Below are 26463 nucleotides of genomic sequence, written 5' to 3'. Positions count from 1 at the left end.
ACCACGGTCACCCCGCGGCTTTCCTGCAAAATCGAATACTTGCCAACAATCGATCAGCCAACAAAATCAACCGCTTCCAAATTGTTCACGGACGACTACTTAGCTGCTACGCCCTGCAATACTGGGTCGCCCGGACAAGCCGGGCGATGACGGGAGTGCGTAGTTGAAAAATTTTGGCCTCAATTGAGTCCCGAGTCATTGCCGAGCTTGACCCAGAAATCCATCTTCTCGTGAAGATGGATGCGCGGGTCAAGCCCGCGCATGGCGTCTGTGTTTGAGGATACGTTCCGGCCCCAGACTACTTGGTCTTAGCGGACGGATATCACCACCTACCAACCAAGCGATCACCTACAAAATGAACCGGCTCAGATCCGTGTTCTTCGCCAGATCCCCGACATTGGTCTTCACGTAGTCCGCGTCGACACGGAAAGTCTCGCCGTGGCGGTCGGGGGCGACGAAGGAGATCTCGTCGAGCACGCGCTCCATCACCGTCTGCAGCCGGCGGGCACCGATGTTCTCGACCGTCGAGTTGACCGCCACCGCGACATCGGCCAGCGCGTCGATCGCGTCGTCGGTGAATTCCAGCGTCACGCCTTCCGTCTTCAACAGCGCAACATACTGCTTGATCAGCGAGGCCTCCGGCTCGGTGAGGATGCGGCGCATGTCGTCGCGGCTCAGCGCATTGAGTTCGACGCGGATCGGCAACCGGCCCTGCAGCTCGGGCAAAAGATCCGACGGTTTGGCAATGTGGAACGCGCCGGAGGCGATGAACAGGATGTGCTCGGTCTTCACCGCGCCGTGCTTGGTCGCCACCGTGGTGCCTTCGATCAGCGGCAACAGATCGCGCTGCACGCCTTCCCGCGAAACCTCACCGCCGCTGCGGCCGTCGCGAACGCAGATCTTGTCGATTTCATCCAGGAACACGATGCCGTTGTTCTCGACCGCAGCGATCGCCTCCTGCACGAGCTGATCGTTGTCGAGCAGCTTGTCGGCTTCTTCATTGACCAGGATTTCGTGCGAGTCGGCCACCGTCAGTCGCCGGGTCTTGGTGCGGCCGCCCATCTTGCCGAAGATATCGCCGAGCGAGATCGCCCCGATCTGGGCGCCCGGCATTCCGGGGATTTCGAGCATCGGCGAGCCGGCGCTGGCCTGGGTCTCGACCTCGATTTCCTTGTCGTTGAGCTCGCCGGCGCGCAGCTTCTTGCGGAACGAGTCGCGCGTCGCCGGACCCGAGCCGGGCCCGACGAGAGCGTCGAGCACGCGCTCTTCGGCGGCAATCTGGGCACGCGCCTGGACGTCCTTGCGCTTCTTTTCGCGGACCTGCGCGATCGCGACTTCGACGAGATCGCGGATGATCTGTTCGACGTCGCGGCCGACATAGCCGACCTCGGTGAACTTGGTCGCCTCGACCTTGAGGAACGGTGCGCCCGCGAGCTTGGCGAGCCGCCGCGCAATCTCGGTCTTGCCGACGCCGGTCGGACCGATCATCAGGATGTTCTTCGGCAGCACTTCCTCGCGCAAAGCCCCTTCGAGCTGCAGGCGCCGCCAGCGGTTGCGCAGCGCGATCGCGACCGCGCGCTTGGCGTCGGCCTGGCCGACGATGAAACGATCGAGTTCGGAAACGATTTCACGGGGAGAGAAGTCGGTCATGGGGCCTACGTAGGGTCGGTCGAACAAGGGAGCAGGCGGTCAGATGATCGGTGGGCCCGCCTGCCAGTGCCGGATGGCATCGAACGGATGAATCAGCATGATTACGTTGAGGGTCAGATTGTCGCGGATGTGCAAGCCGACCAGCACTTCGAACAGCACCGCGATAGCGACGGTCGCGGCGATCGGCAGCCGCCACGCCAGCAGGAAACCGGCAATCATCGCCAACGTGTCGGCGATCGAGTTGACGATGCTGTCGCCGTAGTAATCGAGCGAGATCGTGCCGGCGCGGTAGCGTTCGATGATGAAGCTCGAATTCTCGGTCAGCTCCCAGGCGCCCTCGATCAACACCGCGACGATCAGCCGTGCCGTCCATGGCCAGCGCCGCAGCAGCAGCCATGTGCCGGCATAGAACAGGAAGCCGTGGATGATGTGCGAGAACGTGTACCAATCGGTCAGGTGCTGCGAGTTCTCCGAACTCATCACCACGCCGTGCCAGAGCTTGACGGTGCCGCAAGTACAGATCGGCACCCGACCCATCGCGAACAGCGCGGTCGCCTGAACCGCCAGCAGACCAAGGACGATGGCCAGCGCCCAGCGGACCGGAAGGCCGGCCGTGGACGACGCCGGTCGCTCGGCCCCGGCCCAGCTCATGCGGTCAGCGTCTCGATCGTGACATTGCCGTTGGTGTAGACGCAGATGTCGGCGGCGATGCCGAGCGACTTGCGCACGATGGTCTCGGCGTCCTGGTCGGTGTCGACCAGCGCGCGCGCGGCAGCCAGCGCATAATTGCCGCCGGAGCCGATCGCCATCACGCCGGCTTCCGGTTCGAGCACGTCGCCGGTGCCGGTCAGGACCAGCGACACGTCCTTGTCGGCAACGATCATCATCGCTTCGAGCCTTCGCAGATAGCGGTCGGTACGCCAGTCCTTGGCGAGCTCGACCGCTGCGCGCGTGAGTTGGCCTGGGTACTGCTCGAGCTTGGCTTCGAGCCGTTCGAATAGCGTGAAAGCGTCGGCGGTGGCGCCGGCGAAGCCGCCGATCACGTCGCCCTTGCCGAGCTTGCGGACCTTCTTGGCGTTGGCCTTGATCACGGTCTGGCCGATCGAGACCTGGCCGTCGCCGCCGATCACGACCTTGCCGCCCTTGCGCACGGTCAGAATGGTGGTGCCGTGCCAGACTGGGGGGCCGGCGTCTCCCGAAGAGCTATGAAGTGCCATGGAGTTCCTTTCGCGAGCGCTGATCTAGGCACGGCCGGGCGGCGATGCAATCGGCCCGCTGGCCAGCGACGGAGCGGCCAATCCGCTCACCATAGGACGAAGATCGGCCCCGCTCCGCACCCGGCGCAGTAGCGGAGGTGTCACCAGCCTGTTAAAAGACCGGCGTTTTTACCGGAGAGCCCGCTTCATGCGCACGGCGACGATCAAGCGCAAGACCAAGGAGACCGACATCGAGGTCACGGTTGACCTCGATGGCACGGGTGTGGCCAAGGCTGCGACCGGGATCGGCTTCTTCGACCATATGCTCGATCTGCTCGCCAAGCATTCGCGGATCGACATCACCGTGAAGGCGGTGGGCGATCTCCATGTCGACTTTCACCACACCACCGAGGACGTGGGTATCGCGCTCGGCCAGGCGGTGAAGCAGGCGCTCGGCAATATGGCGGGCATCACCCGCTATGCCAGCGTGCTGATGCCGATGGACGAGACCCTGACCCGGGTGGTGATCGACGTCTCGGGCCGGCCGTTCCTGGTGTTCAAGGCCGACTTCCCGCGCGACAAGATCGGCGAATTCGACACCGAGCTGGTCCGGGAGTGGTTTCAGGCCTTCGCCATCAACGCGGGCGTGACTCTCCACGTCGAAACCCTATATGGCGAGAACAGCCACCACATTGCTGAATCCTGCTTCAAGGGATTGGCCCGCGCGCTGCGTGCGGCGGTCGCGATCGATCCCAAGACGGCCGGCGAAGTGCCTTCGACCAAGGGGCAGCTCGGCGGCTAAGCGTTGTCGAGCGGCGGAGACGAGTCCATGCCGGTGTTTACTGTTCATGCCCCGCGGGCGGACGATGACGAGCTGCAGCGCGCCGAACCGGAGCAGTTTCGCTTCATCCGCGATGGGTTCTATGTCTGGGCTTTCGTGTTCGGCCCGTTCTGGCTGGTCTACCGTCGGCTGTGGCTGGCGACGATCGGCTATCTGGTGGTAATCGGCGCCTCCGCGGTGGCGCTGACGGCGCTGCACGCCGGAAGCGGTACTCGCTTCTTGGTCGCGTTGCTGCTGGCGTGCCTGCTCGGGCTCGAAGCCGGCAGCCTGTGGCGCTGGACTCTGTCGCGGCGGGGCTGGCAGTCGGTCGGTGTTGCAGTCGGCGAAGACCGCGAGATCGCCGAGCGGCGGTTCTTCGATCGCTGGGTCGCCGGGCAGCCGCAGCCGATCGGCTTCACCTTGCCGATCGATCGCGGCGCACCGCCCCCGACGCGCAGCATTCCGCTACCGTCGTCGTCGATCCATGGCGATATCTTTGGCTCGTTCCCGAATCCTGGAGGTTCGCGATGAGCGTTGCGATCATCGATTACGGCTCCGGCAATCTGCACTCGGCGGCGAAAGCGTTCGAGCGTGCGGCGCGGAGCATGGAGAATCCCGAACCGATCGTGGTGACCCGCGATCCGGACCAGGTGTTCCGGGCCGACCGCGTCGTCCTGCCCGGCGTCGGCGCCTTCGCCGACTGCCGCAAGGGACTGGATTCGATCGACGGCATGGTCCAAGCCCTGACCGAGACCGTCCGCGACAAGGCGCGGCCGTTCTTCGGCATCTGCGTCGGCATGCAGTTGATGGCGACCCGCGGCAAGGAGCACGTCACCACCGATGGGCTGAACTGGATCGCCGGTGACGTCGTCAAGATCGCGCCCAACCGCGAGGATCTGAAGATCCCGCATATGGGCTGGAATACCCTCGATCAGGTCCGCGAGCACCCGGTGCTGGACCGGCTGCCGCTCGGTTCGAAGGGCCTGCACGCCTACTTCGTGCACTCCTTCCACCTCGCCGCCGAACACGAGGGCGATGTGCTGGCGCGTGCCGATTACGGCGGGCCGGTCACCGCCGTCGTCGGCAAGGACACCATGCTGGGCACCCAGTTTCACCCCGAGAAGAGCCAGCGTTTTGGGCTGGCGCTGATCTCGAATTTTTTGAAGTGGAAGCCGTGATTCTCTTCCCCGCGATCGATCTCAAGAACGGCCAGTGCGTGCGGCTCGAACAGGGCGACATGGCGCGCGCCACGGTGTTCAACCTCGATCCCGCCGCGCAGGCGCAGAGCTTTGCGGCGCAGGGCTTCCAGTACCTGCACGTCGTCGATCTCGACGGTGCTTTCGCCGGCAAGCCGATGAACGCCCAGGCCGTCGAGGCGATGCTGAAAGTGGTCAAGATGCCGGTGCAGCTCGGCGGCGGCATCCGCGACCTGAAGACGATCGAAGCCTGGCTGTCCAAGGGCATCGCCCGCGTCATCATCGGCACCGCCGCGGTGCGCGACCCGGCGCTGGTGAAGGAAGCCGCCAGGACGTTTCCGGGCCGCGTTGCGGTCGGTCTCGATGCCCGCGACGGCAACGTCGCGGTCGAGGGGTGGGCCGAAAGCTCGCAGGTGACCGCGCTCGACATCGCGCAGCGCTTCGAAGACGCCGGCGTGGCCGCCATCATCTTCACCGACATCGCCCGCGACGGGCTGCTCAAAGGCATCAATTGGGACGCCACCATCGCGCTCGCCGATGCGATTTCGATTCCGGTGATCGCGTCGGGCGGCCTCGCCTCGATCGAGGACGTCAGGACGCTGCTCAGCCCGCGTGCCAAGAAGCTCGAAGGCGCAATCGCCGGCCGCGCGCTGTACGACGGCCGGCTCGATCCCACTGAGGCGCTGGCGCTGATCGGCGCCGCCAAGGCAGCGTAGGCGCAGCAATGTTCAAGGTCCGCGTCATCCCCTGCCTCGACGTCAAGGACGGCCGTGTCGTCAAAGGCGTCAACTTCGTCGATCTGCGCGACGCCGGCGATCCGGTCGAGGCTGCGATCGCCTATGACGCTGCCGGCGCGGACGAACTCTGCTTCCTCGACATCACCGCCACCCACGAGAACCGCGGCATCATGCTCGACGTGGTGCGGCGGACGGCGGAAGCCTGCTTCATGCCGGTGACGGTCGGCGGCGGCGTCCGCACCGTCGACGACATCAAGACGCTGCTGCGCTCCGGCGCCGACAAGGTCTCGATCAATTCGGCCGCGGTGGCGCGGCGCGAGTTCGTCAAGGAAGCTGCCGAGAAGTTCGGCGATCAGTGCATCGTCGTGGCGATCGACGCCAAGCGCGTGCCCGGCCGCGACCGCTGGGAGATCTTCACTCATGGCGGCCGCAAGGGCACCGGCATCGACGCGATCGAATTCGCCCAGGAAGTGGTGTCGCTCGGCGCCGGCGAGATCCTGCTGACCTCGATGGACCGCGACGGGACGAAGTCCGGATTCGATATTCCGCTGACCCGGGCAATCGCCGACAGCGTCGGCGTCCCGGTGATCGCCTCGGGCGGCGTCGGCAATCTCGACCATCTGGTCGACGGCATCCGCGAGGGCCACGCCACCGCGGTGCTGGCGGCCTCGATTTTCCATTTCGGCGAGTACACCATTCGTCAGGCCAAGGATCATATGGTCCAGGCCGGGCTGCCGATGCGGCTCGATCCCTAGCGTCACCCCCCGCGAGGGCGGTCCTCTCGCAGCACGAACCGGCAGAGTTAGCGTATGGCCCGTTTCACCCTTCATGATCTCGCCGCGACGGTCGATGCCCGCGCGGCGTCCGGCGGCGAGAGCTCCTACACCAAGAAGCTGCTCGACAAGGGCCCCGAACACTGCGCCAAGAAGTTCGGCGAAGAGGCGGTCGAGATGGTGATCGCAGCGGTCGAAAACGACCGCGGCCATCTCATCGCCGAAACCGCCGACGTGCTGTTCCATATGCTGGTGCTGCTGAAATCGCGCGGCGTGAAGCTCGAGGAAGTCGAAGCCGCGCTGGCGCAGCGCACGTCGATGTCGGGCTTGGAGGAAAAGGCGTCGCGCAAGCGCGACTGAGGCACCGGCCGCGCCTGGCGGCCGCAACAACAACAAATCCCGCCATCCACAAATCAAGGCGAAGGACCCGCGAGATGGACGCAAGGTCGGATCTGCACCCCTACAACCCGTACCGGGTTTTCTCGCGGTCGGAATGGGCGAGCATGCGTGAAGACACGCCGATGACGCTCGATGCCGCCGAGGTCGCGGCGCTGCGATCGATGCACGACCGGCTCGACCTCAGAGAAGTCGAAGAGATCTATCTGCCGATGTCGCGCCTGCTGTCGATCCACGTCGCGGCGATGCAGCAGCTGTACTACGCGCAGCGCCGCTTCCTCGGCGTGGTCGAGCGCAAGATGCCGTTCATCATCGGCGTCGCCGGCTCGGTGGCGGTCGGCAAGTCGACCACCGCGCGTGTGCTGCAGGCGTTGCTGGCGCGCTGGTCGCCGCGCCCGACGGTCGATCTCGTCACCACCGACGGCTTCCTGCATCCCAACGCGGTGCTGGAGCGCGCCGGCATCCTGCAGAAGAAGGGCTTTCCTGAGAGCTACGACCTGCCGGCTCTGCTCGGCTTTCTGTCCGACATCAAGTCGGGCCGCCGCAAGGTCAAGGCACCGATTTATTCGCATCTCACCTACGACATCGTCCCGAACAAGTTCACGGTGATCGACCGGCCCGACATTCTGATCGTCGAAGGCGTCAACGTGTTGCAGACCGGGCGTCTGCCGCGCGACGGCAAGGCGGTGCCGGTGGTGTCGGACTTCTTCGACTTCTCGGTGTATCTCGACGCCGACGAGCCGGTGCTGCGCGACTGGTACGTCCGGCGCTTTCTGGCGCTGCGCGACACCGCGTTCCACGATCCGCGGTCGTACTTCCATCGCTACGCCGTGCTGTCCGACGAAGAGGCGACTGCGACCGCGATTGCGATCTGGGAGCGGACCAACTTGGCCAACCTCGAAGACAACATCCTGCCGACCCGCCCGCGCGCGACGTTGATCCTGAAGAAGGGCGCCGATCACGTCGTTGATTCGGTGGCGCTGCGGCGGCTGTAGTCGGTAATCTCTCCGTCATTCCGGCGCACGCGCGTCAGCGCGTGAACCCGGAATCTCGATGTTACCGAAGAGAGATTCCGGGTTCGCTCGCGTGGGCGAGCGCCCCGGAATGACCGTTGTGAGCTCCGATCGACTACGCCGCGTGCCGCGAGGCGTCGGCGCCGAAATGTTCGATGTAGCGGGTGCTGATCGCCGACACCGGCAGGATGATCAGCACGTCGGTGGTGCCGAACTGATAGTCGATCACCGCGCCCTCGCCGATCGTTGCGCCGAGCCGCAGATAGCCTTTGATCAGGGGCGGCAGCTCGCGCAGCGCGGCCTTCTGATTCACGGCCTCCTTCGGCAACCGGTTCATCTCGACATAGCGCGACGGATGCGCCCGAGCGCGCCAGGCGTCCGGCGCCGGCGCGTAGTGATGTAGGAACGACAGCGGCAGCGCCAGGCGATCCGGATCGGTGCCGTCGAAGCTGGCGCAGCCAAGCATCACATCGACGCCGTGCTGGCGCACGTAAGTCCAGATGCCGTGCCACAGCAGTTCGACGGTGCGCTTGTTCCGATACGGCGGCAGCACGCAGGAGCGGCCGAGTTCGAGAAAGCGCAGCTCCGGGTGCCGGGTGATCAGTCCGCCGATATCGAATTCGCTCTCGGTGTAGAAACCGCCATTGCGATTGGCGACGTCCTGCCGCAGCAGCCGATAGGTGCCGACCACCGGCTGCTTGCCGCTCAGCGACGGCTTGGCGGCGTGATCGACCACCAGCAGGTGATCGCAGATCGGATCGAATGCATCCTTGTCGCGCCGCGCCAGCATGGTGGGTGCGTCGGCGATCGCCGTGCCGTCCTTGTAGAACACCCGGTAGCGCAGCTTCTGGGCGCGCTTGACGTCCTGCTTGGTCTGCGCCAGCCGCACTTCGAGCGGACCGAGACGGCCGAGCGTCGCCGGAGAGCCGATCGGCTTGCCGGTCTCGACCAGCTTCGCGGACGGCTTGAACCAAGTAATTGCGGTTTGCGCGGCGGCTCCGGCAGTCTCCGGGCGCAGCAGCTTGATGAATTTCTTCGAACGGGCGAGATGGTCGGTGTGCATGGCGTCCTCGCGACCGCACTCGTCCCGAAACGGAATCGCCGCGGCCTGATCGCACCAACAATCACGACCGTTCTACAGCGATGTGACGCGATGATTGCCGAACGATGACATCGCCGCTGACTTTGTTGTTAGCTGCGATGGTCGGTATTCGACTGCCGCGTCAGACGATTTGTTGTGCTGCGTTCAAGTCGGCCAGCAGTTCGGCGAGCTTGTCGGGGTCGACCGGCTTGATCAGGAAGCCGTCCATTCCGGCCTCGAAGCACGCCTCGCGATCCTCCGTCAGGGTATTAGCGGTCAGCGCCATGATCGGCACGCGAGGACCAGCGTACTCGGTCTCGCGCGCTCTGATTTGTCGAGCGGCTTCGAGCCCGTCACAATGCGGCATCTGCACATCCATCAGCACCAGATCGAAGGGCGTGCCGGCCTGCTCAGCAGCCTGCCACGCTGCGACGGCGCCGCGGCCGTCGCCGACGATCTCGGCTCGATGCCCGAGGCGATCGAGCAGCGCGCGAATCAGCAGCGCATTGATGTCGTTGTCTTCGGCGACCAGGATCGCGAGCTTGGCTCGCGCGGCGGCGGGCGGCATGCCTCGCGACGGGGGATCGCCGTCGGCGATACTTGGTGCTGCGACATCGATCGGCGGGGCGAGCCTTGCGGCGAGCGAAGCGGCGCGGACCGGCTTCACCAGATAGCCGGTGAAAACGTCCGGCAGATCGGGAAGCAGCTCCTGCCGCGCCGCCGGCGTCAGCATCACCAGGCGATGGATTGCATGTGGCTTGGCCTGCAGCGCCAGCGCCTCGATCCCGATCGGACCGAGCGCATGATCGATCAGCACGCTGTGCCAGCTTCGCTCGCGCAATCGCGCCGCCGCGGAGGCGAGATCGAAACAGGTGCAGGTCTCGGCGCCCCAACGCGTCAGACGCCGGGCGACCAGCGAGGCTTCGATCGTGTGCGGAGCGACGATCATCACCGAAGCGTTCCTCAGGTCCGGCGGCGCCAAGGCGGCGTCGCCGTCTTCTGCAGCAACGAGCGGCAGCGTGATCGTGAACGTCGAGCCCTGCCCTGGTGCGCTGTCGAGCGTGATCCGGCCGTTCATCGCGGTGACGATGCGCTCGCTGATGCTGAGGCCGAGGCCGGTGCCGCCGAAATTACGAGAGATGCCCGCGTGGGCCTGTTCGAACTCGCGGAAAATCCGCGCCTGCGCCTCGGGGGCGATCCCGATGCCGGTGTCGCGCACGATCACGCGGAATTCGCCTGGCTCACCCGGCTCGGCGATCAGCGCCACTCCGCCGGATTCAGTGAACTTGATGGCATTGCCGCACAAATTGAGCAGCACCTGCCGCAGCCGGGCCGCGTCGCCGATCAGTCGTGCCGGCAGCCGTTCGTCGACATCGGCGGCGATCTCGAGCTCGCGCGCCTGTGCCCGCGGCGCTAGGAGCTCGGCCACGTCTTCGATCAGCCCGCCGAGCGCGAACGGCTTTGCGTCGAGTTCGATCTTGCCGGCCTCGACGCGTGAGTAATCGAGCAGTTCGTCGGTCAGTGCGAGGAGCGCCTCTCCGGAGGTCTTCACGGCTTTGGCGTAGGTCGTCTGTTCGGGGGTGAGCGGAGTGTCGAGCAGCAGTCGGCTCATGCCGATGATGCCGTTCAGAGGCGTGCGGATTTCGTGCGACGCCATCGCCAGCAGACGTGATTTGGCGCGGTTTGCCGCGTCGGCGTTGTCGTGCGTCTCCGTGGCTGCAGATTGTCCGGCTTCGCTGAGCGGTGGGTCACGACCGGCCAGTGCCTGGTGACGCCGTGCCAGGGCGCGAAAGCGACGTCGGATCACGCGTAGCCGCGCCGTCTGGATGGCGAGGCCGAAACAGGCCAGCGCGAACAGAAAGCTCGCTCCGATTGCGAATGTATGCGGATCGTAGCCCGAAATCTCCGGTCGGCTGCTGTACGCCAAGCCGACAACGATGCCGAGCACGGCAGAAAACGCAAAGCCGATGCGAAGCGCTGTGCCGAGGTACGAGCAGCGGGCAGACCCGTTCCCGTTCGATCTGGTCCGCAGCATTCCTGGCATCGCTGTTTCCGTTTCGCCGCCTACGCCGTGCGACGATCGCCGAGCGATGCTGCCAACAGGTTGAATGTCGCGGGATGCGTCCGGACGCGCTGTGGGCAGGGTTGACGATTAGTTAATCGGTACAGAGCAGTGGTAAGGAACCGTTAAATTCTCACGCCGCGCGCACGGGATCATCCGCCAGTGCGCGATACGACAGCGCTTCCGCCAGATGCACCCTGCCGACCAGATCGATGCCGTCGAGATCGGCGAGCGTGCGGGCGACCCGGATGACACGATGAAAGGCGCGTGCCGATAACCGCATTCGCTCAGCGGCATCGTGCAGCAACTTCAAGCCGGCGGAGTCCGGCCGTGCCGTCGTTTCCAGCGCTGCCGCGGGTGCTTCCGCATTGGTTCGGACCTGCGGCAGCCCGATCGAGGCGTAACGAGCCCGTTGGATCTCGCGTGCCTGGGCGACGCGTGCTGCGACTTCGGCGGAGCCTTCGGTCGGCGGCGGCAGCATCAGGTCAGTGGCGCTCACCGGGGGGACTTCGATTCGTAGGTCGATCCGGTCCATCAACGGACCGGAGATCCGGGACTGATAATCGGCCATGCAGCGCTCGACCCGGCCCCGTTTGCAGGCAAAGCCGGGTTCGAACGCCTGGCCGCAGCGGCACGGATTCATTGCGGCGACCAGCATCACCCGGGCCGGGTAGGTCACCCGGTGGTTAGCGCGCGACACCGCGACCTCGCCGGTTTCCAGCGGCGCGCGAAGCGAATCCAGCACCCGCGGATCGAACTCCGGCAGTTCGTCGAGAAACAGCACGCCATGATGCGCGAGCGAGATTTCGCCGGGCCGTGCCTTGAGGCCGCCCCCGGTCAGCGCCGCCATGCTGGCCGAGTGATGCGGCGCGCGGAACGGCCGTTTTGCCGTCAGCGCTCCGTCACGGATTTCACCGGCGACCGAGGCGATCATCGACACTTCGAGCAGCTCGGCCGGCGACAGCGGCGGCAGGATCGACGGCAGCCGCGCCGCCAGCATCGATTTGCCGGCGCCGGGCGAGCCGATCATCAGCAGATGATGGCCGCCGGCCGCGGCGATTTCGAGCGCGCGCTTGGCGCTCTCTTGGCCCTTGATGTCGCGCAGATCGAAGTGCGAGGGTTCGGCATCGCGGACCCGCGGTTGCGGCCGGCCGAGCACTTGCGTTCCTCTGAAGTGATTGGCGATCTGGATCAGCGAACTGGCCGCGATGATCTGAATGTCGGGGCTCGCCCAAGCCGCTTCCGAGCCGCACGCTGCCGGACAGATCAGGCCATGGTCCCGGCCATTGGCGGCAATCGCCGCCGGCAGCACGCCAGCCACCGCCGCGATCGAGCCGTCGAGCCCGAGTTCGCCGAGCACGGTGAAGCCCTCGAGGGCGTCCGCGGGAATGGCGCCGATCGCGGCCATGAGCCCGAGCGCGATCGGCAGATCGTAGTGGCTGCCCTCCTTGGGAAGGTCCGCCGGAGCAAGATTGACCGTGATCCGCCGTGCCGGCAGCGCCAGACCGGACGCGATCAGCGCCGATCGCACCCGCTCCCGCGCTTCCGACACCGCCTTGTCGGCGAGGCCGACCACCGCGAAGGCCGGCAGCCCGGGCGATACCTGGACTTGGACATCGACGGTGCGCGCCTCGATGCCTTCGAAAGCCACGGTGGACACATGCTGGACCATGACGCCCTCTCTCGGGCCCGACGCTAGCGTCAGGCCCGGAGCTACGCAAGAACATTCCGGGAACAAACGGGTTCGAGGCCGCGCCGATTCCCCAGGCGTCAGGCGCTGTTCTTCTGCCGACTTTCCAGTGCGATCTCCGTGAGGTCGACCTCCAGGCGGGCCATCATCAACAGTTGCATGGCGGACGAAATGCCGAGCTCTTCAGCCTGCTCGATGGCGTGATTGATGGTGGAGGCCAGCGTGTCGATGCTGGCCGCCTGCTGTTTCAAGGGCGCATTGAGAACCACCGGCCGAGCGGCACGGGGCTTGGACGGAGCATTCATGTGACCACCTGGAATTCCGGGAGAGATTGACGGTGTACAGCGTCGAGGCCCTGCCATTGCAGCGTCGGCCCCGGTACCGATCGTCGATCACAGATGCCGAGCCAGGCATCGTCATCGACATCGACCATCACCGCGGTGGTCGAGAACCCGTTGACGTCTTGGGGGAGTCCCAGCGGCCGCGCCTTCCAGCCCTGGTCGAGCAGCCGCGGGAGCCACCAGGTCTCCAGCACGATGGTGAAGGCCGACAGCCCGATCGACAGCCCGTACTCCATCGCCGCCGCCTGGATCACGGCCTCGGCGCGGGGGCCGCCATGCTCACCGCGCTTGCGCGGCACGACGAAGATTCGCGACAGCTCATAGGCGTCCGATCGGCACACGGGTCCGGCGAGCGCGAGCTGCGGAAACACATCGCTGAGCAGCGTCGGCGAGGTGGTCGGGACCATCCGCATGCCGGCGACGATCTCGTCGCGGTCGACGCCGAGCAGATACACCGCGTCTTCGGTGTCGAACTGATCGATCTCGCGGCCGTCCGGCCGCGCCAGTTCTTTCCAGCCTCGCTCGACGACGTAGATCTGGTGTCGGATCCGGAAATAGGTGTCGAGCAGACCGGCATAGAGCGCGCGGTTCTCCCGACGGATAACATGAACCTGCATGGCAATTCCCCTGTTGCAGTGGGTCTGCAGCGGGGAACTGTGCCGGTCGGGAGCTGGAGCTAACTACTGTCCGATCGGACAGGTCACAGCCGGATCAATCCGAGCGTTAATGCCTTGGCGACGGCCGCGGTGCGGTTGGCGGCGTCGAGCTTGCGGGCAGCTTCGATCAGGTGGAACTTCACGGTGCGTTCGGTGATGGAGAGGATCATCGAAATTTCCCAGGCAGTTTTGCCTTGGGCGGCCCATTTCAGGATTTCGCACTCTCGCGCAGTGAGCCTGTTGCGGCGTGACGGTTTCGGCCGGCCGATCGCGCGCAGCCGGGTGTGCGCATAGATGCTCACAAGTTGCATGGCGCCGCGGGCCGCCGGGCTGAGGTCGGGCTCCTTACCGGCCATGCTGATCGCGGCGCTGCCGTCGTCGTAATGCAGCGGAATGCAGTATCCCTCGACCAGCCCGAAGTCTGCTGCGCGGGTCATCACCCGATGCGCGGCAGGGTCGCGGTTACGGTCGTAGGCGGCCTCTGACCAGACGAACGGATGCACGGTCGTAGCGCCGTGGCGCGGCACGGGATCAACGGCGCTGAAGTTCTCGCGGACATACATCTCGAACCAGTCTTGCGGCCAGCCATTGGCCAGCGTCAGTTCCGGCAGACCGGCGCTTTTGGATGGCAGGCCGGCCATGATGTAGGCGGTGAAGCCGCAGCTCGCGATCAGCGTCTCGAATCGCGTGATCAGCGCCGGGCCGTCGAGCCGTTCGACCGCATCGACGAATTCCAGTGCCCGCCGCCCCCAAAGCTGGTCTTCGCCGACGATCATGCTGCAGGAACCTCCGATCCCATTACTTAACTTATGGTCGCCCAACCGTCTTCGCCAACCGCTCTATGGGCGGCTGTCGGCATAATCCATCATTGCTGATTTAACCCCGCCGCTGGCCTTCTTCCGGAAGCCTTACGGATACCCGAATAACGGACGGAGCCTGATAGTTGTGCGGCCGCCAGCACCTGCTGGCAAGGGCGGCCGGCCGCCATGATCGTGAAAAATTATTGCCCGACCCAGTTTCAGGCTCGTTTCGCCTCGATCACATCCCAGATCTTCGCCGCGATGTCCGGACCGCCGAGCCGTGCGACGGCCCGGATCCCGGTCGGCGAGGTGACGTTGATTTCGGTCAGGTAGCCATCGATCACGTCGATACCGACGAACAACAGGCCGCGCTCACGGAGTTTCGGGCCGAGCGTTGCGCAGATCTCGCGCTCGCGCGGCGACAGTTCCGTCGCTGCTGCGGCACCGCCACGGACCATGTTGGAGCGCAGATCGTCTTCGGCCGGCACGCGGTTGACGGCGCCGGCGAATTCGCCATCGACCAGGATGATGCGTTTGTCGCCGTGCTTCACCTCGGGCAGAAACCGCTGGATCACCCAGGGTTCGCGGAACGTGACCGCAAACATGTCGTACAGCGAGCCGAAATTGATGTCCTGCGGCAGCACTCGAAACACCGCCGCGCCGCCGTGGCCGTGCAGAGGCTTCATCACCACAGCGCCGTGCTCGGCCCGGAACGCGTTGATCTCGTCCTTGTCGCGGCTGATCAGCGTCGGCGGCATCAGCTCGGCGAAATCCATCACGAACAACTTCTCCGGCGCATTGCGGACGCTGGCCGGGTTGTTGACCACCAGGGTCGACGGATGAATTCGCTCGAGCAGATGCGTCGAGGTGATGTAGGCGAGGTCGAACGGCGGATCCTGCCGCAGCAGCACCACGTCGTAACTACGCATATCGACGCGAGTCGGTTCGCCGAGCGTGAAGTGATCGCCTTCCTGATCGCGCACCTTCAGGCTCTGCACCGATGCGACGACATCGCTGCCGCGCAGGGATAGCTTGTCCGGCGTGAAGTAAGAGATCTCGTGGCCGCGGGCCTGCGCCTCGAGCAGCAGCGCGAATGTCGAATCCCCACGGATGTTGATCCGCGCGATGGGGTCCATCTGGACGGCGACCTTCAATGTCATGTCGTGTGTTCCGGAGTTGGCTGGGCGGTGACGATGCGGTGCTGCCGTGGCGCGGTCAAGCAGCGGGCTTCATGGCGTGGCGTCGAATGCGCCGGGCAGATGCCGTGGCGGGGTGTTGGGGACAATCAGGATGGCGTCGAAGCGCAGTTCGCTCGTCGCGTGTTCGGGATGCCGGCTCAGCCATGCTTCGGCGGCGGCGGCGATGCGGCTCTGTTGCCGCGGCGTCACCGCATAGGCGGCATCGTCGACATTGCCGCGTGCTTTCACTTCGACGAACGCGACGAGCACGCCGCGTTGGACGATGAGATCGATCTCTCCGCAGCGGGCTTTGAACCGCCGCGCCAAAATACGATAGCCTTGACGCTCGAGATAGTCGGCCGCACTGGCCTCCGCCGATAGCCCAGTGCGGAACGCGGCAATCCGCGCCAGGACCGAAGGCCGCGACCGATCAGTCTTCGCCATGGTCGGCCTCGCGGCGGCGAGTCAGCTCCAGCGCGCGGGAATAGATCTCGCGGCGGTGCCGGCCGGAGAGCTCGACCGCCTGCGCGACCGCGTCCTTGACGCTGTGCCGGGTCAGCGCTTCGGTCAGCCAGCGGTCGAGCGCGTCGTCGCTCATCATCTGCGCGGCCGGATCGGGCGGAGCGATCACCACGACGAATTCGCCGCGGGTCTCCATGGTGTCGGCCTGTGCGGCGAGGTCGCCGAGCGGCGCGCGACGCACCTCCTGATGCAGCTTGGTGAGTTCGCGGCAGATTGCCGCCTCGCGTGCCGCGCCGAGCAGTTCGGCAAGGTCGCGGACCGTGTTCTGAATCCGGCTCCCGGCCTCGAACAGGACCAGCGTCGCATCGATCGCCGCAAGCTCGGCGAGCCGTGTCCGGCGTGCGCCCTGCTTGGACGGCAGAAAGCCGTCGAAGAAAAATCGATCCGTCGGCAATCCTGCAAGCGACAGCGCCACCAGCACAGCGGACGGGCCCGGCAGGCTGATTACTTGATGTCCGGCAGCGTACACCTCGCGCACCAGCTTGAAGCCCGGATCGGAGATCAGCGGCGTTCCGGCATCGGACACCAAGGCGACGGAACCGCCTCGATCGAGTGCTTCGAGTAGCTTTGGCCGCGCCTGCGCGGCATTATGCTCGTGATAAGGTTTCAGTCGTGCCGAGATTCCGTATCGTTCGAGCAGGCGATGCGTGATTCGTGTATCTTCGCAGGCGATCAGATCGGCGCCCGCCAGTGTTTCCAGCGCACGCAAGGTGATGTCGCCGAGATGCCCGATCGGGGTTGCGACAAGATGCAGTCCCGGAGCTACGCGCGGCGCGGTCAGACGCTGTCCGGCGATCAGAAATGTCCGCGCATCAGGCGACGACACGTCTGAAGATGGTGCAGAGCTCTGTGGTGTGGCGCGCATCGTTACGGATTGGTCGTCGTCTTGAGGGGCGGATCAGAACAGGAAACTTGAAAACGACGGCACAGTGATTTGTCCGACGCCGCCAATCAGCATAAACCTATTGGCCCGGTTAATCATTGGCCGACATTGTGATGAAATCTCCGGTGAAGGGCCGCAGGGTCGATCGCGCGGAGGACGACACGGAATCCGGCATGGCGCCGGATCGCCGCAAGAGATGGCATGGGAAGCTTGCACGATCCACACACGAAACCGTTGCGAACCACGCGCCGCACTGCGCTCGGGCTGCTCCTCGGTGCGCCCCTGCTGAGTGCCTGCTCCGGCACCCAGCAGACTCTGAGCGATCAATTCGGCCAGCAACCGCCTGCTGCAGGCCCGGCCCAGCAGCCGGCGGCGATCGGCAACGGCCGGGTCAAGGTCGGGTTGGTGTTGCCGCTCTCGGCGCCCGGCAATGCCGGAGTTGCGGCGCAGTCGATGAAGAACGCGGCCGAAATGGCGCTCGCCGAATTCCACAATCCCGACATTCAACTGCTGGTCAAAGACGACGCCGGCAATCCGCTCGGCGCGCAGACTGCGACCCAGCAGGCGCTGGACGAAGGCGCGGAGGTCATTCTCGGGCCGCTGTTTGCCCAGTCCGTGCCCGCCGCGGCGCAGGCCGCGCGCGCGCGCGGAGTTTCGGTGATCGCCTTCTCGACCGATTCCAGCGTGGCCGGGCGTGGCGTGTTCTTGCTGAGCTTCCTGCCGGAATCCGACGTCAACCGCATCATCGGCTATGCCGGCAGTCTCGGAAAGCGCTCCTATGCGGCGCTGCTGCCGGAGAACGCCTATGGGTCCGTGGTCGAGGTGGCTTTCAAGCAGTACACCAGCCAGAAGGGCGGCCGCATCGTCGCTTTCGAAAAATACGGGGCCGACCGGTCCGGTCCGGCGCGGACCATCGCGGCTTCATTGGCCGGCGCCGATGCGCTGCTGCTCGCCGACGATGGTGACGCACTAGCCGGCGTGGCCGAGGCGCTCACGGCCGCTGGCGCGGATCTGAAGCGCATCCAGCTGCTCGGCACCGGGCTGTGGGACAATCCGCGGGTGTTCGCCACGCCTGCCTTGCAGGGCGGGTTGTACGCCGCCCCCGATCCGTCCGGGTTTCGAGCATTCTCCGGGCGCTATCGCGCCCGCTACGGTCAGGATCCGGTCCGCACCGCGACGCTGGCCTATGACGGGGTGGCTCTGGTGGCGGCGCTGTCCCGGACGCAGGGGACGCGGCGGTTCTCGACTGAAGTCCTGACCAATCCGTCCGGCTTCGCTGGCATCGACGGCTTATTCCGATTCCGCGTCGACGGCACCAACGAGCGAGGCCTTGCGGTGATGAAGGTCGCCAGCGGCGGCCCGCAGACCGTCGCCGGCTCGCCGAAGAGCTTCGGCGCGTAGGTCATCATCAATTCCGGGCGCTCGCGTGAGCGCGCGTCCCGGAACTGGGACGTCAAAGCGAGACATCGATCTTGGGGCTGGGGACCGGCAGCGCCGTTGGTCAGGCAGCCAGATCGGCCACGACGGCGTCGAGCACCGGAAAACCCTCTTGCGTCACGCGCAAGCGGCCGTCAGCGTCGACCGCGATCGCCCCCTCCTCGCGCAGCAGTGCGATCCGCGATGGGTCGAGCGGGCGGCCGGACAGCAATTGATAGCGCTGCGGGTCGATGCCTTCGGCCAGTCGCAAGCCCATCAGCAGGAATTCGTCGGCGCGTTCTTCGCTGGTGAGGCGCTCGTCGGCGATCAGGCCGTGGCCGGTGGCCTCGACCCGCATCAGCCAGCTCTCGGGGCGCTTTTCGGTCGCGGTGGCGTAGCGCACATTGCCGATGTCGAGCCGGCCGTGGGCGCCGGGGCCGATCCCGGCATATTCCTGGCCGCGCCAGTAGATCAGATTGTGCCGGCACTCCGCGCCCGGACGGGCGTGGTTGGAGATCTCGTAGGCGGGCAGGCCGAGCTCGGCGCAGACCGATTGGGTGACATCGTACAGCGTCCGCGCCTCGGCTTCGTCCGGCGTCGGCAGCTTGCCGGCCTTGTGCAGGGAATAGAACGGCGTGTCGGGCTCGATGGTGAGCTGATACAGCGACAGATGCTCTGCGGCCTCGCCGATCGCGTAGCGCAGCTCGGCCTCCCACATCGCCGCGGTTTGTCCTGGCCGCGCATAGATCAGGTCGAACGAGTAGCGGTCGAACGCCGATTTGGCGATCGCCACCGCCTTCAAGGCCTCTTCTGCCGAATGCAGCCGGCCCAGCGCCTTCAGCGACGCATCGTCGAGCGCCTGCACGCCGAGCGAGACACGGTTGACGCCAGCGGCGCGATAGCCGCGAAACCGCGTTGCTTCGACGCTGGTCGGGTTGGCCTCGAGCGTTACTTCGGCGTCCGGTTCGACGTGCCAATGCCGGGCGATGGCATCGAGGATCGCCGCGACGGTCGAGGGCTGCATCAGCGACGGCGTGCCGCCGCCGAGGAAGATCGAGCTCACCCGGCGCGGGCCGATCCGCTCTGCGGTGGTGGCGATTTCGCGCGCAAAGCCGCGGGCGAAGCGCTCCTCGTCGATCGCGGCATGGCGGACGTGGCTGTTGAAGTCGCAATACGGGCACTTCGACAGGCAAAACGGCCAGTGCACATAGACGCCGAAAGCTGGGTCGGAGCTAGCCCGCAAGGCAGATCTCCGCCAGTTTGACGAACGCCTTGGCGCGGTGCGACAGGCCGAGGCCGAGCGGCGGCAAGCCATGTTTTTCGACGCTGGTCATCTCGCCGAAGGTGCGGCTGTGGCCGTCGGGAAGGAAGACCGGGTCGTAGCCGAATCCGGCCGTGCCGCGTGGTGGCCACACCAAAGTGCCGTCGGCGCGGGCTTCGACTTCTTCGACGTGCCCATCCGGCCAGGCGACGCACAGTGCCGAGACGAAATGCGCGGTGCGCCGCTCCGGCGCTGTCGCGCCGCGCTCCTGGAGCAGCCGCTCGATCCGTGCCATCGCGCCGGCAAAATCCTTCGCGTCCCCGGCCCAGCGCGCCGAATAGATCCCGGGAGCGCCGTCGAGTGCATCGACCGCGAGCCCTGAATCGTCTGCAAACGCCGGTAGTTGCGCGGCCTTGGCGGCAGCTTCGGCCTTGATCCGGGCATTGGCCTGGAAGCTGTCCCCGGTCTCGTCCGGTTCGGCCAGTCCGAGCTCGCCGGCGGAGATCGCCTCGATGCCGTAAGGAGCCAAGAGCTCACGCATCTCGGCCAGTTTGCCGGGATTGTGGGTGGCGATCACGAGCTTGCCGGTGATTCGACGATGCATGGCGATGTCAGCCTAGCTCAGCTCGTGTTGCAAAGGGGTGGCAGGAATGACTCACCCCACCGCCATTTTCTGCAGGTCCACAAGCCGTGTGACGCCCTTCTGGGCGAGCGCCATCAGCTTCAGGAACTCGTCCTGCGAGAACGGCGTGCGTTCCGCGGTGCCCTGCACCTCGACCAGCCGGCCGTCGCCGGTCATGACGAAGTTGGCGTCGGTCTCGGCCTCGGAATCTTCGGCATAGTCGAGATCCAGCACCGGTGTGCCGTTGTAGATGCCGCAGGAGATCGCCGCGACGTTGTCGCGGAGCACCTGGCCCTTGATCATGTTGCGCGCCTTCATCCAGTTCAGGCAGTCCGCAAGTGCGACCCAGGCGCCGGTGATCGACGCGGTGCGGGTGCCGCCATCGGCCTGCAGCACGTCGCAATCGACCGTAATCTGGCGCTCGCCGAGCGCTTCGAGATCCACGATGGTGCGCAGCGAGCGGCCGATCAGGCGCTGAATTTCGACGGTGCGGCCGTTCTGCTTGCCGGCCGAGGCCTCGCGCCGGGTACGCTCCAGTGTGGCGCGCGGCAGCATGCCGTACTCGGCCGTCACCCAGCCGCGGCCCTGTCCCTTCAGCCACGGCGGCAGGCGCTCTTCCAGCGTCGCGGTCACCAGCACATGGGTGTCGCCGAACTTCACCAGGCAGGAGCCCTCGGCATATTTGACGACGCCGCGTTCCAGCGACACGGCGCGCAATTCGTCGGGCGCACGGCGGCTCGGCCGCATGGGGACCTCCATCGATTGGGGGAAATCAAACGTTGCGGTGCTTTTAGGGGGCCGCAGCCGCAGCGGCAAGGGTTGCGGCCGGTAACTCTGCGCTCGCCGCTTGTAACCGGGCCCGAGCGGCGACAGATTAAGGGGACAACGGAGGACAGTTTGGCTCAGCACGACCCCATCGGCCTGATTGCGCCCAATGCCGGGCTCGCCCAGCTCAACGAGCGTTCGCGGGAGATTTTTCGTCAGATCGTCGAAAGCTACCTCGCGACCGGGGAGCCGGTGGGCTCACGCAATATCTCCCGTCTGATTTCGGTCCCGCTGTCGCCGGCCTCGGTGCGCAATGTGATGGCCGACCTCGAACAGCTCGGCCTGATCTATGCCCCGCACACCTCGGCCGGCCGGCTGCCGACCGAACTCGGCTTGCGCTTCTTCGTCGACGCCTTGATGCAGGTCGGCGATCTGACCGAGCCCGAGCGCCAGTCGATTCAGGCGCAGCTCTCCTCGGTCGGGCGCGCCCAATCGGTCGAAGCGGCGCTCGGCGAGGCATTGACCCGGTTGTCCGGTCTGACGCGGGCTGCCGCGGTGGTGCTGACCGCGAAGGCCAATGTCCGGCTGAAGCATATCGAATTCGTCCGGCTGGAGCCGGAGCGCGCATTGGTGATCCTGGTGGCCGAAGACGGCCAGGTCGAGAACCGGGTGCTGACACTGCCCCCCGGCGTGCCGTCCTCGGCGCTGATCGAAGCCGCCAACTATCTCAACGCCCGGATTCGCGGCCGGACGCTGGCCGAGGCGCGGCTCGAGCTCGAATCGCTGATGGTCCAAAACAAGGCCGAGCTCGATCAGCTCACCCAGAAGATCGTCGCGGCCGGGATCGCGAGCTGGTCCGGCGGCGACGCCGAGGATCGCCAGTTGATCGTGCGCGGCCACGCCAATCTGCTCGAAGACCTGCATGCCCTCGACGATCTGGAACGGGTGCGGCTGCTGTTCGACGAACTCGAGACCAAGCGCGGAGTGATCGACCTGCTCGGCCGCGCCGAGAGCGCCGACGGCGTGCGAATCTTCATCGGCTCGGAGAACAAGCTGTTCTCGCTGTCGGGTTCGTCGACCATCATCGCGCCCTACAGCGACGGCGCCGGCCACATCGTCGGCGTGCTCGGCGTGATCGGGCCGACACGGCTGAACTATGCGCGGGTGATTCCGATGGTCGACTACACCGCGCGGATCGTCACCCGGATGCTCGGCGGCTGATTCTTCGGAAACTTGATTTTCGCGCCGCAAACCACGATATCCCGGCCGACCCCCTCCGTAACGATCCAAACGATTTTTCAAGAAGGTAGCGTGATGACCGAGACTGACGGACCGAAGGACAACAACCAGGACACGGCGCAGGCCACCGCCGATCCGGTCGTTTCCAAGCCGTACATCATGCCGGACGACCCGGAAGAAGGATCGAACGAGGCGCTGGTGCGCGAGGCTGCGGATGCGCGCGACAAGATGCTCCGCACGCTGGCCGAGATGGAGAATCTGCGCAAGCGCACTCAGAAGGAAGTCGCCGATGCGCGCACCTATGGGGTGACCGCGTTCGCGCGCGACGTGCTGGACATCGCCGACAATCTGCAGCGTGCCCTCGACGCGGTGCCGGCGGAAGCCCGCGCCAATGCCGATGCCGGACTCAAGGGACTGATCGAAGGCGTCGAACTGACCGAGCGTTCGCTGCTCAACGCGCTGGAAAAGAACGGCGTCAAGAAGTTCGATCCGAAGGGTCAGAAGTTCGACCCGAACTTCCAGCAGGCGATGTACGAAGTGCCTGACCCGTCGGTGCCGCCGGGCACCGTGGTGCAGGTGGTTCAGGCCGGCTTCACGATCGGCGAGCGCGTGCTGCGCCCGGCGCTGGTCGGTGTCGCCAAGGGCGGTGCCAAGCCGGCGCCGAGCGATGGCGGCGTCGACACGGCCGGCTGATCCGACTCGCGGCTTCGGCTTGGGCCGAAGCCGCGCCACTCGCCTGCCTCGACAATTGTCCTGAGAGAAATTCTCTGAGAGACAAAACGGCGCGCGGTTGCGCGCGTCGTTTCGCGTGGATCAGCGCGGCTGCAGACCGTCGCGGACCTTGCGGAAGCGCGGAAACGCGGTTTCCCATTGGTCTTTCGGCGACGAGCCGATCACCCGCATCGCCACATTGGCGCCGCCGAAGCGCAGCCATTGCACCACCGTGACCGGGGTGTTGTTCTTGCCGCTGACCCCGTTGACCCGGGTCTCGAATCCCTGCGAGCCATCGATCCGGATCGGCTCGGACATCGTGATCTTGGTTTCGCGCAGCCCAGGAATCGCCTCCGCGGCCTGCTGGGCGAAGCGGGCGCGGTCGTCGGTCTTCTCCGGCACCGAGCCGATCAGCCCGAGCACCATGAACGGGCCGGTTTCGACCGCCTCCTCGTTACCGTCGGTCAGCAGCAGCGCTGCGCCGGGCGCCAGCGTCCGCACCGTCTTGAAACCGGCGAGCTCCTGGATCTTGAACGGCATCTGAGCGACCTGCTCGTCGATCGGCACTTGCTGCCGCACCGACACCGACGACAGCATCTTTTTCACCGCCTCGTCCGAGTAGGTCTCGGCCTTGACCGCCGGCACCTGCACGGCGACGTAGCCTGAAAACAGCTTGCTGCCCGGCACGATCAGCGAGTAGCGGCGGACCTTGTCCGGCCCCACCATGGCGTCTTCGGCGGTGAAATAGCCGTTGCCGGCGGTGGTCTCGATCTTCTCGGGCTTGACGTTGCCGAGCGACCCTTCGGGCGCGGCCTTGAAGGCGGCGTCGACCTGATCGAAAGCCGGCCCTGGCAGCTCGGACACCAGCACCTTGACGCCGTGGTCCGCCGACTCGAAGCCGAGGAACGAGGTGGACTGGCTCAGCCCGGTCATCGGCACGATGCCGACCCGGATGCCGCGTGGGTAGACCGCGTCGGCGGCGACCGCGTTGGTCGCGGTGGCCGACAGCAGGGCAATCGCAAACAAGCGCGCTATCTGTCTCATGGCGAGTTGTCCTGGGGCTGCATTGAGGCCGTTGTTTGGTCGGCGTCGGTGGGACGACGGCCGCGGATCGGGTGGCCGGCAGCGCCGATGATGCGCCGCCAACCTCATCGCGGCAAGCTGCGCCGCAGCGCTTGCCGGCGTTTCGTAACGATTCGTAAAGCCCCGTGTTTTCGTGCTCGAAACGCTATCGCGGTCCTTGCGGACCCGACCCCCCCTCCTATATCAGGCTCACCGCCGCCAAATCGCGAGCAATTGAATTTTCTTGGGGGTTTGGACCGGTGCGCCGTCAGGGCCCGTCCAACTCGCCGCAAAAAGAAGGAAGTGAGCACCATGGGAAAGGTCATTGGTATCGACCTCGGCACCACGAATTCGTGCGTCGCCGTAATGGATGGTAAGTCTGCCAAGGTCATCGAGAACGCCGAGGGCATGCGCACGACCCCGTCGATCGTCGCGATCACCGACGATGGCGAGCGTCTGGTCGGCCAGCCGGCGAAGCGTCAGGCCGTCACCAATCCCGAGCGCACCTTCTTTGCGGTGAAGCGCCTCATCGGCCGCCGCTACGACGACCCCATGGTCGAGAAGGACAAGGGCCTCGTTCCCTACAAGATCGTCAAGGCTTCCAACGGCGACGCCTGGGTCGAAGCCGACGGCAAGACCTATTCGCCCTCGCAGGTCTCGGCCTTCATTCTGCAGAAGATGAAGGAGACCGCCGAAGCCCATCTCGGCGCCAAGGTCGATCAGGCCGTCATCACCGTTCCGGCGTACTTCAACGACGCCCAGCGCCAGGCCACCAAGGACGCCGGCAAGATCGCCGGTCTCGAAGTGCTGCGCATCATCAACGAGCCGACCGCGGCCGCGCTGGCCTACGGCCTCGACAAGGCGAAGACCGGCACCATCGCGGTGTACGATCTCGGCGGCGGCACCTTCGACGTCTCGATCCTGGAGATCGGCGACGGCGTGTTCGAGGTGAAGTCGACCAATGGCGACACCTTCCTCGGCGGTGAAGACTTCGACATGCGTCTGGTCAACTACCTCGCCGACGAATTCCAGAAGGAGCAGGGCATCGACCTGCGCAAGGACAAGCTCGCGCTGCAGCGGCTGAAGGAAGCCGCCGAAAAGGCCAAGATCGAGCTGTCGTCGACCACGCAGACCGAGATCAACCTGCCGTTCATCACCGCGGATCAGTCCGGTCCGAAGCATCTGACCATGAAGCTGACCCGCGCCAAGTTCGAAGCGCTGGTCGACGATCTGGTGCAGCGGACGATCGAGCCGTGCCGCAAGGCGCTGAAGGATGCCGGCCTGACCGCCGGTGAGATCAGCGAAGTGGTGCTGGTCGGCGGCATGACCCGTATGCCGAAGGTCCAGGAAGTGGTGAAGCAGTTGTTCGGCAAGGAGCCGCACAAGGGCGTCAACCCGGACGAGGTCGTGGCGATCGGCGCGGCAATTCAGGCCGGCGTGCTGCAGGGCGACGTCAAGGACGTACTGCTGCTCGACGTGACTCCGCTGTCGCTGGGCATCGAGACGCTGGGCGGCGTGTTCACCCGCATCATCGATCGCAACACCACGATCCCGACCAAGAAGAGCCAGGTGTTCTCGACAGCTGAAGACAATCAGAACGCGGTCACCATCCGGGTCTTCCAGGGCGAGCGTGAAATGGCGGCCGACAACAAGATGCTCGGTCAGTTCGACCTGATGGGCATTCCGCCGGCGCCGCGCGGCATGCCGCAGATCGAAGTTACGTTCGACATCGACGCCAACGGCATCGTCAACGTCTCGGCCAAGGACAAGGCGACCGGCAAGGAGCAGCAGATCCGCATCCAGGCCTCGGGCGGTCTGTCCGACTCCGAGATCGATAAGATGGTCAAGGACGCCGAAGCCAACGCGGCCGAAGATAAGAAGCGCCGCGAGGCGGTCGACGCCAAGAACCATGCCGACGCGCTGGTGCACTCCACCGAGAAGGCGCTCTCCGAGCACGGCTCGAAGATCGACGAAGGCGAACGCCGCAGCATCGAAGACGCGCTCAGCGATCTGCGCGAAGCGCTGAAGGGCGACGACGCCGAGGCGATCAAGGCCAAGACCAACACGCTGGCGCAGGCTTCGATGAAGCTCGGCGAAGCGATGTACAAGCAGGCCGAAGGCGGCGCTGCGCCGCAGCAGCCCGGTCAGGACGACGTGGTCGACGCCGAATTCACCGAAGTCGACGACGACAAGAAGAAGTCGGCGTAAGTCACCTCCGACGGAGGCTTCGCGACGTGAACCATGCCCCCATCTGACGAACGCCATCCGCGGTCATCAGGTGGGGGTTGTCTTGTAAGGCGCACGATCCCGCTCTTGCGGATCGTCCGCCGGCCGTGTCGGGCTCAGGCCGGAAGTCGTTGTCGACCGGCGTGAGAGCGGCACGACCCGAGGCT

General features: G+C 65.7%; 27 protein-coding genes. 11 read left to right on the top strand and 16 right to left on the bottom strand.

The features are described from left to right. Nucleotides 1–348: 348 nt before the first annotated feature. From hslU to hslV, 3 genes are read right to left on the bottom strand one after another with little or no spacing between them, the layout of a single operon-like run. Nucleotides 349–1650 (bottom strand): ATP-dependent protease ATPase subunit HslU, encoded by a 1302-nt coding sequence (hslU, locus tag M9H71_RS22745; RefSeq protein WP_455407147.1) that lies wholly within the window; start codon nucleotides 1648–1650, stop codon nucleotides 349–351. A 39-nt stretch (nucleotides 1651–1689) separates the two neighbouring features. After that, nucleotides 1690–2301 (bottom strand): DUF2585 domain-containing protein, encoded by a 612-nt coding sequence (locus M9H71_RS22740; protein ID WP_455407146.1) that lies wholly within the window; start codon nucleotides 2299–2301, stop codon nucleotides 1690–1692. Then, the gene (gene hslV, locus M9H71_RS22735) at nucleotides 2298–2867 is read right to left on the bottom strand and encodes an ATP-dependent protease subunit HslV (protein ID WP_230765009.1); all 570 of its coding nucleotides are present in this window, start codon (nucleotides 2865–2867) and stop codon (nucleotides 2298–2300) included. Before hslV ends, M9H71_RS22740 begins: the two co-directional genes overlap by 4 nt. 187 nt (nucleotides 2868–3054) lie before the next feature. On the opposite strand from hslV, the gene hisB reads away from it, so the two are divergent. The 7 genes from hisB (at nucleotide 3055) to coaA (ending at nucleotide 7763) form a co-directional block, all read left to right on the top strand. Beyond that, on the top strand, nucleotides 3055–3648 hold the full coding sequence (gene hisB, locus M9H71_RS22730; protein WP_455407145.1) for an imidazoleglycerol-phosphate dehydratase HisB: 594 nt from the start codon (nucleotides 3055–3057) through the stop codon (nucleotides 3646–3648). A 27-nt stretch (nucleotides 3649–3675) separates the two neighbouring features. Then, entirely contained in the window at nucleotides 3676–4197 is a 522-nt protein-coding gene (locus M9H71_RS22725) for a DUF2628 domain-containing protein (RefSeq protein ID WP_455407144.1), read from the top strand. Next, entirely contained in the window at nucleotides 4194–4844 is a 651-nt protein-coding gene (hisH, locus tag M9H71_RS22720; protein WP_455407143.1) for an imidazole glycerol phosphate synthase subunit HisH, read from the top strand. The genes M9H71_RS22725 and hisH overlap by 4 nt, the downstream gene beginning before the upstream one ends. Beyond that, nucleotides 4841–5578, top strand: a complete 738-nt coding sequence (gene hisA / locus M9H71_RS22715; RefSeq protein WP_455407142.1) for a 1-(5-phosphoribosyl)-5-[(5-phosphoribosylamino)methylideneamino]imidazole-4-carboxamide isomerase — start codon at nucleotides 4841–4843, stop codon at nucleotides 5576–5578. Before hisH ends, hisA begins: the two co-directional genes overlap by 4 nt. An 8-nt stretch (nucleotides 5579–5586) precedes the next feature. Continuing rightward, on the top strand, nucleotides 5587–6354 hold the full coding sequence (gene hisF, locus M9H71_RS22710) for an imidazole glycerol phosphate synthase subunit HisF (protein ID WP_011155881.1): 768 nt from the start codon (nucleotides 5587–5589) through the stop codon (nucleotides 6352–6354). A 54-nt stretch (nucleotides 6355–6408) separates the two neighbouring features. After that, the gene (locus M9H71_RS22705) at nucleotides 6409–6732 is read left to right on the top strand and encodes a phosphoribosyl-ATP diphosphatase (protein ID WP_164631464.1); all 324 of its coding nucleotides are present in this window, start codon (nucleotides 6409–6411) and stop codon (nucleotides 6730–6732) included. 74 nt (nucleotides 6733–6806) lie between these two features. Next, complete coding sequence (gene coaA / locus M9H71_RS22700) at nucleotides 6807–7763, top strand: type I pantothenate kinase (RefSeq protein ID WP_164607818.1); 957 nt, start codon at nucleotides 6807–6809, stop codon at nucleotides 7761–7763. A gap of 133 nt (nucleotides 7764–7896) precedes the next feature. Here the strand turns inward: coaA and M9H71_RS22695 are convergent, their stop codons facing one another. From M9H71_RS22695 to rsmI, 9 genes are all read right to left on the bottom strand, one after another. Further along, on the bottom strand, nucleotides 7897–8844 hold the full coding sequence (locus tag M9H71_RS22695; RefSeq protein ID WP_455407141.1) for a GNAT family N-acetyltransferase: 948 nt from the start codon (nucleotides 8842–8844) through the stop codon (nucleotides 7897–7899). 160 nt (nucleotides 8845–9004) lie between these two features. Further along, a complete protein-coding gene (locus M9H71_RS22690; RefSeq protein ID WP_455407140.1) occupies nucleotides 9005–10897 on the bottom strand; it encodes an ATP-binding protein in 1893 nt (630 codons plus the stop codon). A 160-nt stretch (nucleotides 10898–11057) separates the two neighbouring features. Continuing rightward, nucleotides 11058–12596, bottom strand: a complete 1539-nt coding sequence (locus M9H71_RS22685) for a YifB family Mg chelatase-like AAA ATPase (RefSeq protein WP_455407139.1) — start codon at nucleotides 12594–12596, stop codon at nucleotides 11058–11060. A gap of 98 nt (nucleotides 12597–12694) precedes the next feature. After that, nucleotides 12695–12919: a hypothetical protein gene (locus M9H71_RS22680; protein ID WP_455407138.1), complete on the bottom strand. Its 225-nt coding sequence runs from the start codon at nucleotides 12917–12919 to the stop codon at nucleotides 12695–12697. After that, nucleotides 12916–13572: an acyl-homoserine-lactone synthase gene (locus M9H71_RS22675; protein ID WP_455407137.1), complete on the bottom strand. Its 657-nt coding sequence runs from the start codon at nucleotides 13570–13572 to the stop codon at nucleotides 12916–12918. Before M9H71_RS22675 ends, M9H71_RS22680 begins: the two co-directional genes overlap by 4 nt. Before the next feature lie 83 nt (nucleotides 13573–13655). Further along, nucleotides 13656–14387: a LuxR family transcriptional regulator gene (locus M9H71_RS22670; RefSeq protein WP_455407136.1), complete on the bottom strand. Its 732-nt coding sequence runs from the start codon at nucleotides 14385–14387 to the stop codon at nucleotides 13656–13658. A gap of 242 nt (nucleotides 14388–14629) precedes the next feature. After that, a complete protein-coding gene (gshB, locus tag M9H71_RS22665) occupies nucleotides 14630–15571 on the bottom strand; it encodes a glutathione synthase (RefSeq protein ID WP_455407135.1) in 942 nt (313 codons plus the stop codon). Nucleotides 15572–15640: 69 nt separating this feature from the next. Continuing rightward, entirely contained in the window at nucleotides 15641–16033 is a 393-nt protein-coding gene (locus tag M9H71_RS22660) for a YraN family protein (RefSeq protein ID WP_455407134.1), read from the bottom strand. Beyond that, nucleotides 16020–16976 (bottom strand): 16S rRNA (cytidine(1402)-2'-O)-methyltransferase, encoded by a 957-nt coding sequence (rsmI, locus tag M9H71_RS22655; RefSeq protein WP_455407133.1) that lies wholly within the window; start codon nucleotides 16974–16976, stop codon nucleotides 16020–16022. Before rsmI ends, M9H71_RS22660 begins: the two co-directional genes overlap by 14 nt. Before the next feature lie 219 nt (nucleotides 16977–17195). Between rsmI and M9H71_RS22650 the strand changes: the two genes are divergently transcribed. Beyond that, nucleotides 17196–18395: a penicillin-binding protein activator gene (locus M9H71_RS22650; RefSeq protein ID WP_455407132.1), complete on the top strand. Its 1200-nt coding sequence runs from the start codon at nucleotides 17196–17198 to the stop codon at nucleotides 18393–18395. A gap of 100 nt (nucleotides 18396–18495) precedes the next feature. Here M9H71_RS22650 and hemW read toward each other — a convergent pair whose 3' ends face one another. From hemW to rph, 3 genes are read right to left on the bottom strand one after another with little or no spacing between them, the layout of a single operon-like run. After that, the gene (gene hemW / locus M9H71_RS22645; protein WP_455407131.1) at nucleotides 18496–19653 is read right to left on the bottom strand and encodes a radical SAM family heme chaperone HemW; all 1158 of its coding nucleotides are present in this window, start codon (nucleotides 19651–19653) and stop codon (nucleotides 18496–18498) included. Continuing rightward, entirely contained in the window at nucleotides 19643–20275 is a 633-nt protein-coding gene (gene rdgB, locus M9H71_RS22640) for an RdgB/HAM1 family non-canonical purine NTP pyrophosphatase (RefSeq protein WP_455407130.1), read from the bottom strand. Before rdgB ends, hemW begins: the two co-directional genes overlap by 11 nt. A 51-nt stretch (nucleotides 20276–20326) precedes the next feature. Further along, nucleotides 20327–21040, bottom strand: a complete 714-nt coding sequence (gene rph / locus M9H71_RS22635; RefSeq protein WP_455407129.1) for a ribonuclease PH — start codon at nucleotides 21038–21040, stop codon at nucleotides 20327–20329. A gap of 150 nt (nucleotides 21041–21190) precedes the next feature. Between rph and hrcA the strand changes: the two genes are divergently transcribed. After that, entirely contained in the window at nucleotides 21191–22279 is a 1089-nt protein-coding gene (gene hrcA / locus M9H71_RS22630) for a heat-inducible transcriptional repressor HrcA (protein WP_455407128.1), read from the top strand. A 93-nt stretch (nucleotides 22280–22372) separates the two neighbouring features. Continuing rightward, on the top strand, nucleotides 22373–22990 hold the full coding sequence (gene grpE / locus M9H71_RS22625; protein ID WP_455407127.1) for a nucleotide exchange factor GrpE: 618 nt from the start codon (nucleotides 22373–22375) through the stop codon (nucleotides 22988–22990). Nucleotides 22991–23110: 120 nt separating this feature from the next. Here the strand turns inward: grpE and M9H71_RS22620 are convergent, their stop codons facing one another. Continuing rightward, a complete protein-coding gene (locus M9H71_RS22620) occupies nucleotides 23111–24052 on the bottom strand; it encodes a hypothetical protein (RefSeq protein WP_455407126.1) in 942 nt (313 codons plus the stop codon). Nucleotides 24053–24382: 330 nt separating this feature from the next. On the opposite strand from M9H71_RS22620, the gene dnaK reads away from it, so the two are divergent. After that, a complete protein-coding gene (gene dnaK, locus M9H71_RS22615; protein WP_455407125.1) occupies nucleotides 24383–26278 on the top strand; it encodes a molecular chaperone DnaK in 1896 nt (631 codons plus the stop codon). Nucleotides 26279–26463: the final 185 nt, after the last annotated feature.

Source organism: Rhodopseudomonas parapalustris (assembly GCF_053772255.1).
The sequence above is the reverse complement of the archived record's forward strand: the minus strand, read 5'-3'. Positions and strand labels throughout refer to the sequence as shown.

What these genes read in the sequence shown, in the direction of transcription:
- hslU (WP_455407147.1), bottom strand. Translation starts at nt 1,650, where the DNA reads ATGACCGACTTCTCTCCCCGTGAAATCGTTTCCGAACTCGATCGTTTC.
- M9H71_RS22740 (WP_455407146.1), bottom strand. Translation starts at nt 2,301, where the DNA reads ATGAGCTGGGCCGGGGCCGAGCGACCGGCGTCGTCCACGGCCGGCCTT.
- hslV (WP_230765009.1), bottom strand. Translation starts at nt 2,867, where the DNA reads ATGGCACTTCATAGCTCTTCGGGAGACGCCGGCCCCCCAGTCTGGCAC.
- hisB (WP_455407145.1), top strand. Translation starts at nt 3,055, where the DNA reads ATGCGCACGGCGACGATCAAGCGCAAGACCAAGGAGACCGACATCGAG.
- M9H71_RS22725 (WP_455407144.1), top strand. Translation starts at nt 3,676, where the DNA reads ATGCCGGTGTTTACTGTTCATGCCCCGCGGGCGGACGATGACGAGCTG.
- hisH (WP_455407143.1), top strand. Translation starts at nt 4,194, where the DNA reads ATGAGCGTTGCGATCATCGATTACGGCTCCGGCAATCTGCACTCGGCG.
- hisF (WP_011155881.1), top strand. Translation starts at nt 5,587, where the DNA reads ATGTTCAAGGTCCGCGTCATCCCCTGCCTCGACGTCAAGGACGGCCGT.
- M9H71_RS22705 (WP_164631464.1), top strand. Translation starts at nt 6,409, where the DNA reads ATGGCCCGTTTCACCCTTCATGATCTCGCCGCGACGGTCGATGCCCGC.
- coaA (WP_164607818.1), top strand. Translation starts at nt 6,807, where the DNA reads ATGGACGCAAGGTCGGATCTGCACCCCTACAACCCGTACCGGGTTTTC.
- M9H71_RS22695 (WP_455407141.1), bottom strand. Translation starts at nt 8,844, where the DNA reads ATGCACACCGACCATCTCGCCCGTTCGAAGAAATTCATCAAGCTGCTG.
- M9H71_RS22690 (WP_455407140.1), bottom strand. Translation starts at nt 10,897, where the DNA reads ATGCTGCGGACCAGATCGAACGGGAACGGGTCTGCCCGCTGCTCGTAC.
- M9H71_RS22685 (WP_455407139.1), bottom strand. Translation starts at nt 12,596, where the DNA reads ATGGTCCAGCATGTGTCCACCGTGGCTTTCGAAGGCATCGAGGCGCGC.
- M9H71_RS22680 (WP_455407138.1), bottom strand. Translation starts at nt 12,919, where the DNA reads ATGAATGCTCCGTCCAAGCCCCGTGCCGCTCGGCCGGTGGTTCTCAAT.
- M9H71_RS22675 (WP_455407137.1), bottom strand. Translation starts at nt 13,572, where the DNA reads ATGCAGGTTCATGTTATCCGTCGGGAGAACCGCGCGCTCTATGCCGGT.
- M9H71_RS22670 (WP_455407136.1), bottom strand. Translation starts at nt 14,387, where the DNA reads ATGATCGTCGGCGAAGACCAGCTTTGGGGGCGGCGGGCACTGGAATTC.
- gshB (WP_455407135.1), bottom strand. Translation starts at nt 15,571, where the DNA reads ATGACATTGAAGGTCGCCGTCCAGATGGACCCCATCGCGCGGATCAAC.
- M9H71_RS22660 (WP_455407134.1), bottom strand. Translation starts at nt 16,033, where the DNA reads ATGGCGAAGACTGATCGGTCGCGGCCTTCGGTCCTGGCGCGGATTGCC.
- rsmI (WP_455407133.1), bottom strand. Translation starts at nt 16,976, where the DNA reads ATGCGCGCCACACCACAGAGCTCTGCACCATCTTCAGACGTGTCGTCG.
- M9H71_RS22650 (WP_455407132.1), top strand. Translation starts at nt 17,196, where the DNA reads ATGGGAAGCTTGCACGATCCACACACGAAACCGTTGCGAACCACGCGC.
- rdgB (WP_455407130.1), bottom strand. Translation starts at nt 20,275, where the DNA reads ATGCATCGTCGAATCACCGGCAAGCTCGTGATCGCCACCCACAATCCC.
- rph (WP_455407129.1), bottom strand. Translation starts at nt 21,040, where the DNA reads ATGCGGCCGAGCCGCCGTGCGCCCGACGAATTGCGCGCCGTGTCGCTG.
- grpE (WP_455407127.1), top strand. Translation starts at nt 22,373, where the DNA reads ATGACCGAGACTGACGGACCGAAGGACAACAACCAGGACACGGCGCAG.
- M9H71_RS22620 (WP_455407126.1), bottom strand. Translation starts at nt 24,052, where the DNA reads ATGAGACAGATAGCGCGCTTGTTTGCGATTGCCCTGCTGTCGGCCACC.
- dnaK (WP_455407125.1), top strand. Translation starts at nt 24,383, where the DNA reads ATGGGAAAGGTCATTGGTATCGACCTCGGCACCACGAATTCGTGCGTC.